Origin of the sequence: Arthrobacter sp. FW306-07-I, from assembly GCF_021800405.1 — a bacterium.
Taxonomy (GTDB): Bacteria; Actinomycetota; Actinomycetes; order Actinomycetales; family Micrococcaceae; genus Arthrobacter.
Genome location: NZ_CP084550.1, coordinates 2,172,827 through 2,188,486 on the forward strand (window position 1 = coordinate 2,172,827; position 15,660 = coordinate 2,188,486).

Below are 15,660 nucleotides of genomic sequence, written 5' to 3' on the forward strand. Positions count from 1 at the left end.
ATACCCGCGGCCCCGCGGCTCAATCCCCGGCGGCCGGTAAAGTTGGTCCGTGCCGTTCCTGAACATGATCCAACGCTGGGCTGAGCACCGCCCGCACGACACCGCCGTCGTGGTCGGCGGGCGGCGGCTTGAATGGGCAGCGCTGCGCGATGCTGTCGCCGGTTTGGTGGCGGAGACTAAGTCAGTGACCACGCTTTGCGAAGCCAATTCCGTGGAATTTGCAGTGAAGTTTGCTGCAGCTGTGGCCGGCAGGCGGCAGTGCGCCGTCCTGGATCCGGAATGGCCGGCACCGCTCCAGGAGGACATTGTCCGGCACGTTGAGGCGCACAGCGTTGCGGCGCCGGTATCCCCGGACGACGGTCTTGCTGATGGTCCGCCGGAGTCCACGTTCTTGGTCGGCCTCACATCCGGGACAACCACCGTGCCCAAGGCCTTTACCCGCTCCCGGCAGTCCTGGCAGCAGTCTTTCGATGCCTCGATTGAGTTCTTCGGCCTTCGCCAGGATGACGTCACCCTTGCCCCGGGGCCGCTGGCGGCCAGCCTCAATCTCTACGCGCTGGCCGAGTGCCTCTACGCCGGTTCCGAGTTCCAGACGCTGGAGACGTTCGACGTCGGCGACGTCCACGGTGCCATCACGCACGACCGCGTCACCCGGCTTGTCCTGGTGCCCACCATGCTGAGGATGCTCAGCGAGCGCGGCCTGACGGGATGCGTGGACGCTTCGGGGATCCGCAGCATCATTTGCGCCGGTTCGAAGCTGGACGCCCGCACGCTGGAGGCCGCCCGGCGCTGGGCCCCGAATGCCACCATCTACGAGTACTACGGCGCCTCCGAGCTGAGCTTCGTATCCGGTCTCAAACTGGCACCCGGCCAGGCTGCAGCCCCCGGCGGAACCGGAATCGGACGGCCCTTCCCCGGCGTCGAGGTCCGGGTCCTGGCGGACGACGGGACCCAGGTCCCGGACGGCGGATACGGCAACATCTGCGTCCGCAGCGGCATGGTGAGCAACGGCTACCTGTGGGGCGACGACGGCCAGGCCCTGCGGTCCTTCGGCAGCTGGTACACAGTGGGGGACCAAGGCTATCTCGAGGACGGGGAACTGCACATCCTGGGCCGGCGCGCCGACATGATCCTCACCGCCGGGCGGAACGTGTACCCCCACGAGGTGGAACTGGCACTGGCCGCGGTTCCCGGTGTGGCCGCAGCCCTCGCCGCCGGGATGCCGGATGACCTGCGCGGCCAGCGGGTGGTGGCGGGCGTGGTTCCGTCCCACGGCGGGATCACCGCCACCCAGCTGCGGGCCGGGCTGGAGGACCTCCTGTCCCGGCACAAGCGTCCCCTTCAGTACTACCTCCTGCCCGAGCTGCCCACGACGGACCGGGGCAAGGTCAGCCGGAGCCTGTTGCTGGAGCGGATCAACTCCCGGGACCCCAGGGCGCGGCCCCTTGCCGGCTGACCTGCTGCCGCCGGAGCGCCAGCCGGTCATCATCGCAGCCCGCCGGACGCCGGTGTGCCCCGTCAACGGTGCGCTGCGGAGCCTGCGCGCCCACGAACTGCTGGCGCCGGTGCTCCGGGCGCTGGTTGCCGAGCTCGCCGTGGACCCCGCCACCGTCTCCGATGTCGTCATCGGCAACGCAGTAGGCGGCGGCGGCAACGTGGCCCGGCTGGCCCTGCTCGAGGCCGGACTCCCGGTCAGTGTCCCCGGGATCACCGTCGACCGGCAGTGCGGTTCCGGGCTGGACGCCATTGTTCTCGCCGGCCGGCTGGTTGCAGCAGGCGGCAACCCGCTTTACCTGGCCGGGGGAGTGGAGAGCTCCAGCACCGCACCCCTTCGGGCCCACAGGACGGACGACGGCGGCGCGGACTTTTACCTCCGCGCCCAGTTTGTGCCGGAAAGCTTTGGCGATCCGGACATGGGCGTCGCGGCGGAAACGGTGGCGCAGGAATACGGCGTCGGCAGGGAGCGGCAGGACGCCTTCGCGCTGGCAAGCCACCGTAAAGCCCTTGCGGCAATCCAGGACGGCCGCTTTGCCGGCGAAATCGTCCCGCTGGCCACAGACACGGGCACGGTCTCATGTGACGGCGGGCCACGCCGCGGCCTCACCCCGGCCGTCATGCGACGGTTCCCGCCCGCCTTCGTGCCCGGAGGAACTGTCACCGCCGGGAACTCCTGCTTCGACGCTGACGGCGCCTCCGCCGTCGTTATGACGTCCCTGGAGCATGCCCGCCAACTGGGGGCACGCGACGCGCTGTTGGTGCGCGGAACCGCAACCGCCGGCGTCGAGCCCCGGGTGCTGGGGATCGGTGCTGCGCAGGCGGCCGGTGGGCTGCTCGCGGAGGCCGGTGTGACCGCAGAACACGTGGACCTGGTGGAGTTCAATGAGGCCTTCGCGTCCCAGACCCTCGCGTGCCTGGACCAGCTGGGAATCGACGCCGACCGGGCCAACCTCGATGGCGGGGCGCTGGCGCTGGGGCACGCCTATGGTGGCTCGGGGGCGGTGCTGGTGACCCGGCTGCTCGCCCAGGCGCGGAGGGCAGGAACACCGGGAGCCCTGGGACTGGCGATGATCAGCATGGCGGGCGGAATGGGGACGGCCGCACTGCTGGAGTACCGGCGCCTCTAGGCCGGCTTTAGTCCTCGGCTTCGCCCAGGCCTCGGGCGGCGAGTGCTTCACCCGTTTGGCGTGCGTATGCCACCGAGGTGATGAAGACGGGCAGGACCAGGGCCCGCGGATTGCGCTCCAGGCCGCGGGCCTTGGCGGAGTCACGGACGTCGGCGAAGGTGCCGGCGATGAACGGGATGCTGCGGAGCATGATGCCAATGGTCAGGGCAAAGCGCTCCGGATCCGCGCCGAACCTGGTGAAGGGACGGGCAGCCCGGACCACGCCGTCGAGGAGCCGCTGAATGGGCGTGGTGGCGGTGAGCAGGGACGCGGCCACCACGCAGAGCAGGATGTTCAACACGATCCGCCCCGCCGTGGGTCCGCCGAGTTGCCACCACTGGAAGAGACCAATCACCAACAGCACGGGGGCAAGCGGCCGGATTGCTCGCCAGAGCCTTTTCACTCCGGCTCCGGACGCCAAAAAGAGAACGCACAGCGCAGCCAATACGGCTGCGGAGATGCGCCAGTCCACAATGATGAAGGACACAAGGCCGCAGGCTACGACCAGGAGGAACTTCAGTGCCAGCGGTGCCCGGTGCAGAAGCGAATCGCCGGGCACATAGTTGGCAAGGAGGAAGCCGTGGCCCCTCACGGAACATCCCGCCCTGCATTGAGTCCCGCCACGCACCACGAACGGTAGGCGGCCACGGCGTCGGCTGGGGCGCCGTCGAATGCCACCCGACCGTCCTCGATGACCAGGACCCGGTCCATGTCCAAGGCCAGTTCGAGGTCGTGGGTGGACAGGATAATCTGCTGGTCCAGACCTGCCAGCGTCCTGCGGAGCAGCTCGCGGTTGCGCAGGTCCAGGAGGGTGGAGGGCTCATCCAGGACCAGCACTTTAGGGTCGACGGCCAGCACGGCGGCGAGCGCCATGAGCTGCCGTTCGCCGCCGGACAGTTCGTAGATGCTCTGGTCCGCCAGGTGCAGCAGGCCCAGTCTTTGCAGTGCGGCTTCGGCCTGGCTGCCCCGCTCGGCCGCGTTCCGGACGGATCGGCGCAGGGACAGTTCCACGTCCTCGCGGCCTGTGGGCATCACCAGCTGGGACAGCGGATCGGTGAAGACGAACCCCACGTTGCGCCGGACTTTCCGGACGGCACGGACTGTGTCGTCGCCGTCGACCGTTACCGCCCCTGTGGTGGGCTGGATGAGGCCGTTGACCAGGCGCAGCAGGGTGGATTTCCCGGAACCGTTGGCACCGATGATTCCGATCCGTGCTTCCTCCAGGCGGAGGTCCAGCGGGTGAAGGAGCACCTTGGGGTGTGGGGAGTCCTCCCTTTCGACGGCGACGGATGCCTGGGCGAAGGTCACGGCGGGCATGGCGGCCTAGGCGCTCTCAGCGGGCAGGGCACGGCGACGGACGCGGCGCACCAGGACATCCGGGAAGGCCCGGTGAAGGGCGACCGCGATGGCGGCTGCCAGGACATTCTTGATGATGTCTCCCGGGTAGAAAACGAGGTCGCTCATGAAGGCCTGTTCCAGGGTTGCCTTGGAGTTCATCGCGATGCCGATGACGCCCAACGTGTGCACGAAGACGATGCTCGTGGCCGTGGCGGAGAGGAAGAACCACAGGGCGCGGGCCTTGGTGGTGCGCCGGATCACCAGGGTGGCCAGCCATCCCACGACGAAGGCGGCGACGGGGAAGGCGATGATGTACCCGGCCGAGGGCCCGGCGAGGATGGCCAGGCCGCTGCGGCCCTGGCTGAAGATGGGCAGGCCAGCCAGGCCAAGGAGCGTGTAAAGGCCGACGGCGGCGAACGCCCGGGCGGGGCCAAGCACCAGTCCGGTGAGCATCACCGCCAGGGTCTGGAAGGTGATGGGGACACCGAAGCCGTTCAGGGCGAGCCCGGGCACCAGGGCGGCGGCGGCGACCAGGGCGGCGAAGACGGCGATCAGCCCGAGGTCTGTGCCGTTCCAGCGGCGGCGGGCTTGGCCTGTGTTCTTGGTGGTGGCGACGGTGCTCATGGGGTTCCTGTCGGGGTTGTACAAGCGGAATCTAATGTACAGCCGACGCTACCGCCGCGGAGCAGGGTTCATTTTGTAGGGGTTCCACTAACCGGGAGGGTTGCTGCTTTTGGGGTGGGCACAACTTCCATGCGAAGTGGCTGGAATGCCTTACACCTCTCGCAGCGGCCAACCATCACTTGGGCGGCGTTGGCAATGCTCTTTGGACGGCCCGGTAAATCGTCGAGCGGGCAACGCCGAATAGCTCGGCAATCTCAGCGGTTGTGTGCGCCCCGCCTTGGTAGAGACTAACGACGTGTGCTTCCTGGGCTTTTGAAAGCTTCGGAGGTTTCCCTCGCAGCCGGCCCTTGGCTTTTGCCACTGCCATTCCTTCACGAGTCCTGGCGCGGATCAGGTCGGATTCGAACTCGGCAATCATGCCCAGGATATTGAACATCAGCTTCCCCACCGGATCATTGGGGTTATAGACGCTCCCACCAAGGTCGAGGGCAACCCCCTTACGGGGCTCTTCACGGTTGATGGGGAATTGAGTTCGTGTCGTTGAAGACAAGAGGGCCCGTGGCCCTGCTGGGATGAGTGTGTCTAAGCATTCAACCTGGAACAGGACCACGAGCCGTGAACGAGCCTACCGGGGTCGCAGCCGATGCTGCCACCATCCTCTTCAACCTGCCCGACTACCGCGTCATTTCCACCACCATCACCGCCGGCCGGCGGCAGGTCATCGTCGAGACTGATGAACTGCCTGGCTGCCCGAGCTGCGGTGTCATCGCCTCCCGCCGGAAGGAGCGCCGCTTCCAACGGCTGAGGGATATTCCTGTCGCCGGCCCGGTGGAGGTCCTCTGGTCCAAGTACCGCTGGTACTGCGAGGAACCGGCCTGCGACCGGCTCTCGTTCTTCGAATCCACCCCGCAGGTCCCGCGCCGAGCCCGCTCCACGAGCCGGCTCAGGGACCAGCTCGTGGACGCCGTCATCACCTCCGGCAGGGCCGTATCGGAGACAGCCCTCTGCTTCGCCGTGTCCTGGTGGATGGTCCGCGCCGCCGTCACCGAGGCGTACCTGCTGAAACTGCCCGACGTGGATCAGCTCAGCCCACGGATGCTCGGCATTGATGAGCACCGATTCCGGTCCGTGCGCTACTTCCAGGACCCGGGAACGAAGACCTGGACACGCCTCGAGCCATGGATGACCACCATCGTGGACCTGGACACCGGGCAGGTCCTGGGCGTGGTCGACGGGCGTGACCACAAGGGCGTCGGGGACTGGCTCTTCGCCCGACCGTTGGAATGGCGTTTGGCCGTGCAGGTCGTAGCGATCGACCCCTCCGCCGCGTTCCGGAAGGCGTTGCGGATGTGGCTGCCCCGCACCGCTGTCGCAGTCGACCACTTCCACCTGATCTCCCTGGCCAACCAGGCAATGACCGAGACCCGACAGAACCTCTCCCAGCAGGTCAAGGGCCGCCGCGGCAGAGCAATCGACAAGGCCTGGGCCCACCGAATGCTCCTGCTGCGCGGCGGCGACAACCTCAGCTGCAGGGCAGCCCTCCGGCTCGAGGAAGTCTTCGCCGCCGATGATCCGACCGGCACCCTCCAGGCAGTCTGGAAGGTCAAAGAACAACTCCGACACCTGCTGCGCACCGGCTCCCTGGAAGACGCCGCGGGAGCGAAAACAAAGCTTGAAGAGCTCGTGAACGCAGCAGCCAGGCCGGAGACCAACAGGCTCTACCGCACCGTCTGCCGGTGGTGGAAAGAGATCGAGGTGCTCATCATTACCGGCGCGACGACCGGCAAGGGCGAGGCCAACAACACAGCCATAAAAAACATCAAGCGCACCGCGCGTGGCTATCGCAATCCCGCCAACTACAAATCGGTTATTCTCTTGAGAAGTGCCGTCCGGACGGCGGCATGACTCTCATTCCAGGGACCCGTTCCCCACGAACCGCGAAGAGCCCCTTACGGGTGAGCTCGTCCGCGATGTCCCGGGCGTCGGACAGCGAGCGGGCGAGGCGATCAAGTTTGGTGACCACAAGGGTATCTCCCCTGCGGCAGGCGGCCAGGGCCTTGCCGAGGCCGGGCCGGTCGCGTTGGGTTCCGGTGAATCCCTGATCGACATAGATAACTTCAGGATCCACCCCAGCCGCTGCAAGAGCGTCGCGCTGTGCGGTCAGATCCTGGGCGTTGGTGGAGACTCGGGCGTACCCGATAAGCATGCCGTCAATTGTAGCGTTTAGGACTCCATTACCGGGCAGTACGAGGGGCGGGGTTTACGGGAATCCCGGAACCTCGGCGCGCTGCGAATTTTGGACGCCCCTAAAAGAGTCCGGACTGCGGCGCGTGGCGGACCGGCTAACGGGACGGTTTGTGCGGGCGGGTGTGCGATCAGGCCGTCCTAGTGGTCCTGAATTACGTTGACTTACTCAGTGCAGGCCGTTCGCGAAGCTGCGTTCTTTGCCGGTGTGCAGGAGCAGGTGAGTTTCGGGCTGACAATCATGAAGCCCGAGTTTTTTCGCAGGATTTGCTCAAGATCGTTGATCGGAGACCGTGGGCGGCTTAGCGTCATGCCATCACTCGTTGGGGGATCGGGCTTTCGCGATATCGGATCGCCTTAGATCTAAATTCGTAGAAAGTTCGATGGGGAATGACTACTGCACAGCGCGGGCGCAAGCCTGCCTTTTTTCAACCATTTTCATGAGAACTCAACTACCGAAGTCTCAGGGGATTCTTCCTGGACTCATTGGATATTTGATCCTCGAGGTCATGGCCATATTGTTTGCAATATGGACCTATAACTCGGTCGGTCTCAGCTTAATGCCCATATTGGGTTCGGTCATTGCCGTGCTGACGTTGATCGGGCTCATGACGCGGATAAGAACAGTGCTGGAGGTTCGAAAGGCAGATATGGCCATTCAGAAGACACTCACCAGCACCGAGGGCTATATCCCCCTGCATGGAATGCTTCCTACCTCAGCACTGATGCAGTGCCTTGAGTACATGAAAGCGTCGCCAAACTACAAGGATGCCCACATGAACGGGCCAGCGATTACCGCAATACGGAAGGCTGACATGTTCACCAAAAGCGCGCATTGCACTATTACTTCCGATGAAAGCAGGAACGTCATTCACATAATTTTCCAATTGGTCGATGGAGGAGCCATATGGGCCGACAGTGGCAAACACGAGCGTGAAATCCTCATGTTCCAGTCGTCGCTAAGGAATGGTGAAACGCGAACGTAAGCGGAGGGGGACCGCCCGACGATCCGCAGTTCGCCGTCCAGGACAAGGCCCGGCGTTGCTGACAAGACGCCTGATGAGGCGTCGGTGGTCGTCTGCTTTCACGTGCATTTCAGCGTAGCCAGCCGAGCCCCAAAAGGATGCTTACCGCGAAGGCAGGGTTGACGAAGTCCAGTGAAGCGGAATTGACAATTTCATGGCGGGGTCCAACGACCGGTGGGCCACGGCACCATGAACGCATGGATGCAAGTCCAGAGCCCACCCATGAAGCCGCTAGCCTTCTAACAGCGGCCGTTCGGATCGCTTCACTGAACGATTTCGATGAGTGTGTAGTACGGACGACACCGGGAATGAGCATCGAGACACCTCAGATCAGGTCACCCGTCCGTGCGAGTCCGTCGCCGCTTCCTGATCCTCGCATTGTTGACGATTGACAGAAGTAAAACGACAGCGAGGAAATATGGCAGGAGCATCTGGGGAAATCGATCAAAGGTGGCAAAAAAACTTGCAATCATCACCCCTGTGACGAGAACGAGGGTGAATGTGGGCGTTTCCGTGTTCCAGATTTTCACTGATTCAGCCTCCTAAGATTTGAACGCCCAATCCCTATTTGCCACCACGGCGGATCTTGATACCGCATCCCAACTCCTGACGTGAAGAAAGTCATCTGAGTGTAAGTTCCCAAACGCAAGATACTGCCCGGTTAGACCGGCTTACGGGGACACAATGAGCGGGGCGAGGGAAGAGAAATTTTCCGATGTGTTTAGTCAGGTGGCAGGGACGGGGGCTAGCCATCATTCAGGCTGCTCTGGAAGAGCAGGTTCAGACTTGATGGAGAGGCAGCCAGCTCTATGTTCCCCTTATCGGTGCTCAGCTCGATGAGCCTTCCTCTTGGAAATACGGTCCATGGTGCTTTCAACGGCTCGCTTACGGCTCGGGGTTCTGAGTAGATCTCTACTGGACCAAACACAGGACCGGTCATCCCTGTGCGTGCTTGGAATAGGATTCGGCCTGGTTCTGCTTTGGCATATCCCATGGCCCATCTCCGTTTAAGGGAGGAGGCCCTCTCTCGGTGGGCACATTCGAATATCCCTTGTTCCGCATCTAGCGCTACGCGCTTCCTGGTTGCTGGGGCTATGAGCAGCGCGAGTACTGTCTGCAGGGCAAGACTGGCCAGGACGGCGATAGCAGCTGCCGCCCAGTCTCCAATCGCATCCTTCAAAGAAAAAAACACGCCCAAAAAGAGTGGGATGAAGAGAAACATCCCAATACTGGAATCGTTGGCTTTTTCAAGCCACCCTCGAGGTGCAGGATTCAGGTCTTGTTGTTGCATTGAGTCCCAAGCCTCCTCCAGAACGCGGTGCTAGAGGCAATTCCCTTAGTCATGGCTCAATCTCGCAGAGCTATTCATTCCTGACAAGTGGGTTCACCGCTGCTTCACTTACAAAGCCCCCTCCCACGGTTGCGGCCAACGCGGAATGAACCATTGAAGTTATCGGTAGATTGACGGGTGATGTGGCGCTTGAGACTTGGGATGATTACTGGTTTTGTACGTCCCTGGCCTGATCGTTTGGCAGCAGGGTTGGGCTCACGAGCCTTTCTTCGCCCATGGAAAGGCCCTCTGAATGTTCGGGTTGCGGTCCAGAGAATGTCCCTTGACAGCGATCCAGTAGGAGCGTCCCATGTGAGTACGGGAAGCACCGATCTCCTTACCGGTTCAAGGAGCTAGAGCGAATGTCACGCGAACTGGCTATATGGTTCCTCAGAGTTATTCCGATACTCGGCGTCGTTGCGGCGGGAGTTGTCTACTATTTATTGGCCAAGCGCCGCGGACCAGTGTCTTATCCGCCTGGTAGAGGACTGCGGTTATTCGACAAGGACGGCAATGAGATCAAGAGCCTCCCGCTCAGGATCGTCACCGCCGTCATGCTTGCTGGTGGGGTGATAGCCGTCCTGGCTATGGTCATCCTTCCTTTCACAATCCCGTAAGCGCACGGCGGCACGGGGTCAACTGAGACTCAGCCTCACGGCTCCTGAGCTCCGACGCGCAATATGCCCGCAAGCGGTTCCTTGGGTTCTTGCGGTGATTGCAACACTTAGCGGATGGGTGTTGTCATGGCGAGGTATTCAATTTACGTAAGACCGGATCTTCTGCAGCTGTTTTGGGCCGGGATGCAGGCCGGTGATTTCATCACTGACGCCGTTGTGCCGATCAATTCGAGCAGGCGGACCGGGCGCCGGGTCCTGGCCGAGGCCGGGGGTGTCAGGCCTCGCCGCGGCCGGGATCTGAAGGGCAGGTGCCTGACCTTCGCCCAGCGTGAAGAGATTGCAGTGCTGCGCGCCCAGGGACACTCGCTGCGCCGGATCGGGGTCCTGATCGACCGGTCTGCCTCGACGGTGTCCAGGGAGCTTCGGCGCAATTCGGTGGCCGGGTTGCCCTACCGGGCGACGTCGGCGCACGCTCTGGCGTATGAGCGGGCTTCGCGGCCGAAACCGGCGAAACTGCACACGAACACGGTGCTGCGTGCGAAGGTGGGAGAGGACCTGGAAAAGAAGTACTCGCCGGAGCAGATCGCAGGACGCCTGCAGGTTGAGTTTCCCGATGAGCCGGAGATGCGGGTGTCACCTGAGACCATTTACCAGTCACTCTATGTTCAGTCCCGCGGAGCACTGAAACGTGATCTGGCCGCGTGTTTGCGCACCGGACGTGCACTTAGGCAACCCTGCAGGAAGGCCGGCCAGCGGAAGAACCGGATCCCCGGGATGATCAATATCTCCGAACGTCCCCCCGAGGTTCAGGACCGTGCGGTGCCAGGGCATTGGGAGGGCGACCTCATCATCGGTAAAGGCAACCAGTCCGCGATCGGGACTCTCGTGGAGAGAACCACTAACTACACGATGCTCGTTCATCTGCCGGATGGATACAAAGCAGAACAAATGCGTGAGGCCCTGGCAGCCAAGATCAAGACGCTCCCTGAGGCGCTGAGGCATTCCCTCACCTGGGACCAGGGCATCGAAATGCAGGACTGGAAGAGCGTGAAAATAGACGCCGGCATCGACATCTACTTCTGCGACCCGCACTCACCTTGGCAGCGCGGCATCAACGAAAACACGAATGGCCTGCTGCGCCAGTACTTCCCCAAAGGCACCGACCTGAGCATCCACAGCGCCGAAGACCTCGACTGGGTCGCGCAGGAACTCAACGACCGGCCACGCAAAAGACTAGAGTTCAGAAAACCGATCGAACTGATCGAAGGACTCCTGTTGCAATGACCGCCTGAATCCGCCGTTCCCCAAACGGACACCCGGCATCTACCGGTGATAGAACAACGCCAATACCGCTGCCATCCACAAGATAGCGGAAGCCTTCGGGTTGGGACCTCGGGAATCATTGACAGTTCGAGTGGTTCGAGGTCACCATGTCGCATGAAGAGAGAAGGCTGGGAGACGCGCTTCCGATCCATGTGCGCAGTCGTAATGGGGCTCATGGCACTCTTCAGTGTGGTCAGGCTAATGGCTTTGCCGAAGTCCGGCGGTGATGCAGCTACTTGGACCGTCATCGGATTGGTGATGGCGTCGTCAGTTTTTGCGATGGCAGCGGTGCTGCTTAGGGGACAAGACTTCGGCGTGAAGTGGGTGCGACACACTGCACGCTGGCGGTACTTCTTTGTTGGTATCTGTGCCCTCTTTGGGATTGCGGCCGCAATCTTTGAGCCGCAACTATCGTTCGCGTATTACCCGGCATTCGCTGCCATGTTCGTCATGCAGATCTTCAGGGAAGAACGGCCGGACTCGGACCGGAAGGGAATTGAGAGTAGTCATCGGCAGCGTCTGGCTTTTTGGTCCGGGGTGCTGTTCGCAGGGTCCGTCGGCGGAATGGTTTGGACGGTGCTAGCTATTTTGGCGGACGAGGGCGCACCCATTCTCATGGCGATGCTCGTATCGGTCCTCTTGTGGTCCGGCGGTATTCTTACTGCAGCGAGATTCTATGGGTTCCGCAGCGGGAAGCGTGATATGGAACAGGGTGATGTGCTCAACCTCTAGCTGCTGCCCATACATCGCACGTGTGTATTGAACTCCGCATAATTGGGCCGGGCTCCCCGTCGAGTGACTGTCGTGAGCCCAGGATCATCGATTTGTAGGTTCCAAGCCAGCGAAAGCGAAAGAATCTCCCATTCCGGGTTGCCTTCCCTAGGAGCTGCCCATTCTTCGCCGCTTTGGGTCCGAAGTCTAGGGGAGCCAGTTTTCGGCCCGGTAGGGGTTCCTCAAACGGGGCCGACGACTGCCATTTCAAGCTGCGATTTAACCGCCAAACGAGGTTAACAATCACAGCCATGGCCGAACTGTTGTCTTCTTGAAGACTTACAGAGGTGTCATTGAAGTAAGTGGCCCGGTCATTGGCTTGAAGGCCGCGGGCGCCTACCCTACGGAGGCTGTGTATGACGTACGCCGAGAAACAGCATTGAGGCGTCCGCTATAGTTGCCGTCCACGGCGGTCCCACTCGGCCCTGCGAGCTTCCTCCTCATCCCAGAAGTGCTTGTCGTGGCGGCGAACGTAGAGCAGATAGGCAAGACCCGCCACGGCTGCGAGCATAGTGGCGAGCGACAGATAGTTGCCCGCGTCCCAGCCTCTCCCCTCAGTACCTCTGAGAACCAGAAAGATCACCTGTGTCATGGCCAGGAAAGCCCAGCAGACAAACAGGCCGCGGAAGCCTCCACGCGTCATCCTTGGCGCCAAGCGCTTTGGTCTTTCCGGGCCATCCATGAACTGACCGTACAAGCCCCAGCTCGTTTTCGTAACAGGTACATCGGCGATGGCCTGGGAATTTCGTCCAAACCCGTTTGAGGGACGGCCAATAGTGAGCATGTCCCAGGTAGCCTCGACGCTCAACGCCGCAGGCGCCCGGTGAGGGATCCCGTAGCGGCCCTGGCAAACCCTCTCACTAAGCTCGATACATGCAGATTCGAGAGGCGACCTTGGGTGACCTGGGAAATGTGGGCGCGATCTGCGATGCCAGCGACCGTGCACGCTGGACTTCGGAAATGATTACCCCGCTAACCGAGCGGATCGTGCTGGTCGCGACAATCCAAGATGAAGTTGTCGGCGTCGCCAAGACTCACTTCCATGGCGAACCGGATGGCAAAGCCCCTGCCGGCCATTACTTAGGGGGTGTCGTCGTCCCTCCGAATTCCCGCCGGCGAGGGATCGGGTCTGCACTCACCCGCGCACGCATGGAGTGGACATGGACCCGGTCCTCGACCGTTTACTACTTCGCGAACGAACACAACGTGGCGTCCATTCGAATGCACCAGGCACTGGGTTTCCAGTCCGTTGGTCAGTTCACAGCGATTCGCGGTGTGAGAGCCGATGATGGGCGATCGGAATTAGTGCTCTTTCAAGCATGCCGATAGACGATCGGTCACGGGCGGGCGGCCGGGCAGCGCAAGCAACGCGGATTGATCAGACCGCATGGTTCCTGCGAGTAGCGACGGTAGTTCCGCGAGGCTTTGAATTGTTCCCTTGCGCTTGAAGCCGTCGCGATCAAGATGGAGGGCTTGGAGCCCAGCGTTCCTGGCCCCCTCAACGTCTACGCGGTAGTTGTCCCCGACGTACAGTGTCCCGGAAGGCAGTACATTCAAGCTTTGACAGGGCAAGGTGAAGGCCTCTGGTTCCGGTTTGGCATGGTTCATCAGTTCAGAGCTAAAGATCCCGTCCAGAAGTCCTTCGAGTCCTGTCCGGCTGATCTTCGCGGTCTGTTGCTTGTGATTCCCGTTGGTTACGACACCAACAGGCAAACCTATGGCGCGGATGCTCCTAAGGGTGGAAACTGCGTCTGGAAATGCCGTCCAGGCTTCCTCATAACTCTGGACGTACTTGGCGAAGAGTTCGTCCAGTTCCCAGTTCGTTGGGGGGACATCAGAACCAGCCAAGGGGAGAAATTCTCGGAGTCGCTCACGGCGCTGTTCCTCGAAGGACAGCTCCTTCGCAAGGTAACGGTCGTAGTTAGCCTGCTCGATCCGAAACCACGCACTTGTTAGCTCTTGCGAACACCCCACCCCAACGTGTTCTAGGAAAAGGCGCACCCCAGTTCTGACTGATGCAGGATGGTCGAACAGAGTGTTGTCCAGGTCAAAGAGGACCGCTCGAATTTCCACCCGCCCAGCGTACGGCGTTCATAGATGCCTTAGGACCGCCCATGTGACTAAACCGCACGATAAAGGATCGGCTTAATGGAAAGCCCGCTCCGTGCAGCGACCGGCTTTACGGGCTGGGTGGAGTGAACGAGGACACCGCTCCGATCCAGATATTAGCCTCTCGAAATCGGAGAGATTGGAAATCGGATGTTAGCCGGGCTCATTGTTCCTCAGGATTTGCAGGACCTCGCTCGGAGGCTCAGGGATCCGGCGGTCCTTGGAAACGCCCACCCAAACAACCCCGTGTTGATCAGGACGGCTGGTGGCACGACCAATTGGCTCCGCCATATTTATGGCCACATCACGGGCGAAGCCCTCAATGGTGCCATCCGCCGCCGTTGAATTAAATACGAGCCGACGTCCCAGCACCACCGCGGGGTCGATAGTCCGGCAGTACACAACGCAGACTGTAGCCGGCCCGTCCTCCCAGTAGCCGAGAATGTTCACCTCATCCGCCCAGGAGCGGTCAATTTCCCTAATGATATGTTCAGCTAAATCCATAGATCCATCCAACACCGGACGCGCCGTGAGGAAAACGTGACTAGCCCTAGTATTGTGGCGCTCTCTCTCACGGCATACTCTTTGAGCCTGATCGTGAATTGGGGTGCGGTCGAATGGCCGGAAAAATCAGACTCTCGCTATTGGCCGTTACGCTATTGGCCGTCCTGGTTGCGTGCGCAGTTCCTGCCACTCCCATTACCGAAGCCTCCTCGGAGCCGCCGGCCCCCACCGCCGCTTCCGGCATCCCAACCATGCTTTACACCCATTGCGGAATTAAGGAATTGCGCGTCGACGACACATTCTTCCTCGCCGAAACACCACTGGACGACGGCCAAGGCAATCCCCCTCCGGGTTGGGGAAACCCTTATCAGGCTGGCACTGTGACCGTGTCCGGCTCAAAAGCTGTATTTCGAGATGACAATGGCCACGTCATCACTTTCCTTGCTCGTCCGGGTGCCACAGGTTTTCTCAATATCTGTTCCTAGAAGCCGATGGGCTGCACGGTAATGGATCCTCCATCGACACAAGAGCGCACTGGCAGCATCGTAAAGGTTTGCGCAAGGTCGTTGCGTGTCCTCGCAGAGACGTTTAGCGTCGGAACACCATTCCTTAGGCCGGCTTTTGGTGACTGGCATTCGGAGTGAATCCCCGTACATAAAGGGGAATGACAGTGGTGAGAGAAGCGCCGGGCCAGGGCAACAGACCTCTTATCCCGCCTGGGACGCCGAGGTGGCTTATTCCCGCCCTCGCCGCGATATTTGCGGTAGCGGCACTCGTTCTATTCGTGGTTGCCGCGACGTCGCATGGCGCTGTTCTCCCCAAGACACTGTTACTCATAGGAGGACTAGCGTCTCTGCTGCTTGCCTTTCAGGTGGTGAGGGTGTGGCGGCAGAGTGGCAAGCCCAAGTGATAGGGCTGCCTCCGTTGTGTATACCTCCCTGGAGGAAAATGCAGTCCGTCTACGGCGTCGGTAAGGCTTCACGCGCGGTCCTGGATCTTCCTCGGGCTACGGCGCTACTCCCGGTACTTATCGACGAGAAACTTATCGATTACACCTTGAATGCCAACAAGCGCGAGGATCAGAGCGAGCATCACGAATAGCTCAATCCCTG

At 61.6% G+C, this 15,660-nt stretch carries 16 protein-coding genes and 2 pseudogenes; 9 read left to right on the forward strand and 9 right to left on the reverse strand.

Annotation, left to right across the window (positions count from 1 at the left end; genetic code table 11):
• Positions 1–49 precede the first annotated feature (49 nt).
• The gene (locus LFT46_RS09985) at positions 50–1,456 is read left to right on the forward strand and encodes a class I adenylate-forming enzyme family protein (RefSeq protein ID WP_236802649.1); all 1,407 of its coding nucleotides are present in this window, start codon (positions 50–52) and stop codon (positions 1,454–1,456) included.
• On the forward strand, positions 1,446–2,624 hold the full coding sequence (locus LFT46_RS09990; RefSeq protein WP_236802650.1) for a thiolase family protein: 1,179 nt from the start codon (positions 1,446–1,448) through the stop codon (positions 2,622–2,624). Before LFT46_RS09985 ends, LFT46_RS09990 begins: the two co-directional genes overlap by 11 nt.
• Positions 2,625–2,631: 7 nt before the next feature.
• Here the strand turns inward: LFT46_RS09990 and LFT46_RS09995 are convergent, their stop codons facing one another.
• From LFT46_RS09995 to LFT46_RS10010, 4 genes and pseudogenes are all read right to left on the reverse strand, one after another.
• Entirely contained in the window at positions 2,632–3,255 is a 624-nt protein-coding gene (locus LFT46_RS09995; RefSeq protein WP_236802652.1) for an energy-coupling factor transporter transmembrane component T family protein, read from the reverse strand.
• Positions 3,252–3,980: an energy-coupling factor ABC transporter ATP-binding protein gene (locus LFT46_RS10000; RefSeq protein ID WP_236802654.1), complete on the reverse strand. Its 729-nt coding sequence runs from the start codon at positions 3,978–3,980 to the stop codon at positions 3,252–3,254. The genes LFT46_RS09995 and LFT46_RS10000 overlap by 4 nt, the downstream gene beginning before the upstream one ends.
• Before the next feature lie 6 nt (positions 3,981–3,986).
• The gene (locus LFT46_RS10005; protein ID WP_236802656.1) at positions 3,987–4,625 is read right to left on the reverse strand and encodes a biotin transporter BioY; all 639 of its coding nucleotides are present in this window, start codon (positions 4,623–4,625) and stop codon (positions 3,987–3,989) included.
• A 175-nt stretch (positions 4,626–4,800) separates the two neighbouring features.
• Positions 4,801–5,124, reverse strand: a pseudogene (locus LFT46_RS10010) (recombinase family protein); the annotation flags it as partial.
• 116 nt (positions 5,125–5,240) lie between these two features.
• On the opposite strand from LFT46_RS10010, the gene LFT46_RS10015 reads away from it, so the two are divergent.
• Positions 5,241–6,530 (forward strand): ISL3 family transposase, encoded by a 1,290-nt coding sequence (locus tag LFT46_RS10015; RefSeq protein WP_236821945.1) that lies wholly within the window; start codon positions 5,241–5,243, stop codon positions 6,528–6,530.
• Between the two features lie 37 nt (positions 6,531–6,567).
• Here LFT46_RS10015 and LFT46_RS10020 read toward each other — a convergent pair.
• Positions 6,568–6,840: pseudogene (locus LFT46_RS10020) on the reverse strand (recombinase family protein); the annotation flags it as partial.
• A gap of 412 nt (positions 6,841–7,252) precedes the next feature.
• Between LFT46_RS10020 and LFT46_RS10025 the strand changes: the two are divergent.
• Positions 7,253–7,855, forward strand: coding sequence for a hypothetical protein (locus tag LFT46_RS10025; protein WP_236802658.1), 603 nt, complete (start codon positions 7,253–7,255; stop codon positions 7,853–7,855).
• Positions 7,856–8,639: 784 nt separating this feature from the next.
• On the opposite strand, the gene LFT46_RS10030 is transcribed toward LFT46_RS10025, so the two are convergent.
• Positions 8,640–9,185 (reverse strand): hypothetical protein, encoded by a 546-nt coding sequence (locus LFT46_RS10030; RefSeq protein ID WP_236821946.1) that lies wholly within the window; start codon positions 9,183–9,185, stop codon positions 8,640–8,642.
• A 401-nt stretch (positions 9,186–9,586) separates the two neighbouring features.
• Between LFT46_RS10030 and LFT46_RS10035 the strand changes: the two genes are divergently transcribed.
• The 3 genes from LFT46_RS10035 to LFT46_RS10045 all read left to right on the forward strand — a co-directional run bounded on the left by LFT46_RS10035 (position 9,587) and on the right by LFT46_RS10045 (position 11,896).
• Positions 9,587–9,841, forward strand: a complete 255-nt coding sequence (locus LFT46_RS10035) for a hypothetical protein (RefSeq protein WP_236821947.1) — start codon at positions 9,587–9,589, stop codon at positions 9,839–9,841.
• A gap of 114 nt (positions 9,842–9,955) precedes the next feature.
• Complete coding sequence (locus LFT46_RS10040) at positions 9,956–11,125, forward strand: IS30 family transposase (protein ID WP_236821948.1); 1,170 nt, start codon at positions 9,956–9,958, stop codon at positions 11,123–11,125.
• Positions 11,126–11,338: 213 nt separating this feature from the next.
• On the forward strand, positions 11,339–11,896 hold the full coding sequence (locus tag LFT46_RS10045) for a hypothetical protein (RefSeq protein ID WP_236821949.1): 558 nt from the start codon (positions 11,339–11,341) through the stop codon (positions 11,894–11,896).
• Between the two features lie 430 nt (positions 11,897–12,326).
• On the opposite strand, the gene LFT46_RS10050 is transcribed toward LFT46_RS10045, so the two are convergent.
• Positions 12,327–12,719, reverse strand: coding sequence for a hypothetical protein (locus LFT46_RS10050; RefSeq protein WP_236821950.1), 393 nt, complete (start codon positions 12,717–12,719; stop codon positions 12,327–12,329).
• 89 nt (positions 12,720–12,808) lie between these two features.
• Here LFT46_RS10050 and LFT46_RS10055 point away from each other — a divergent pair, with 89 nt between their 5' ends.
• The gene (locus LFT46_RS10055; protein ID WP_236821951.1) at positions 12,809–13,264 is read left to right on the forward strand and encodes a GNAT family N-acetyltransferase; all 456 of its coding nucleotides are present in this window, start codon (positions 12,809–12,811) and stop codon (positions 13,262–13,264) included.
• Here LFT46_RS10055 and LFT46_RS10060 read toward each other — a convergent pair.
• A complete protein-coding gene (locus LFT46_RS10060; protein WP_236821952.1) occupies positions 13,238–14,008 on the reverse strand; it encodes an HAD family hydrolase in 771 nt (256 codons plus the stop codon). The genes LFT46_RS10055 and LFT46_RS10060 overlap by 27 nt on opposite strands.
• A 189-nt stretch (positions 14,009–14,197) precedes the next feature.
• Positions 14,198–14,548, reverse strand: a complete 351-nt coding sequence (locus LFT46_RS10065) for a hypothetical protein (RefSeq protein ID WP_236821953.1) — start codon at positions 14,546–14,548, stop codon at positions 14,198–14,200.
• 113 nt (positions 14,549–14,661) lie between these two features.
• Here LFT46_RS10065 and LFT46_RS10070 point away from each other — a divergent pair, with 113 nt between their 5' ends.
• Positions 14,662–15,033 carry a hypothetical protein gene (locus LFT46_RS10070; protein ID WP_236821954.1) on the forward strand — a complete coding sequence of 124 codons (372 nt, stop codon included), beginning with the start codon at positions 14,662–14,664 and terminating at the stop codon, positions 15,031–15,033.
• The last annotated feature ends 627 nt before the right edge of the window (positions 15,034–15,660 follow it).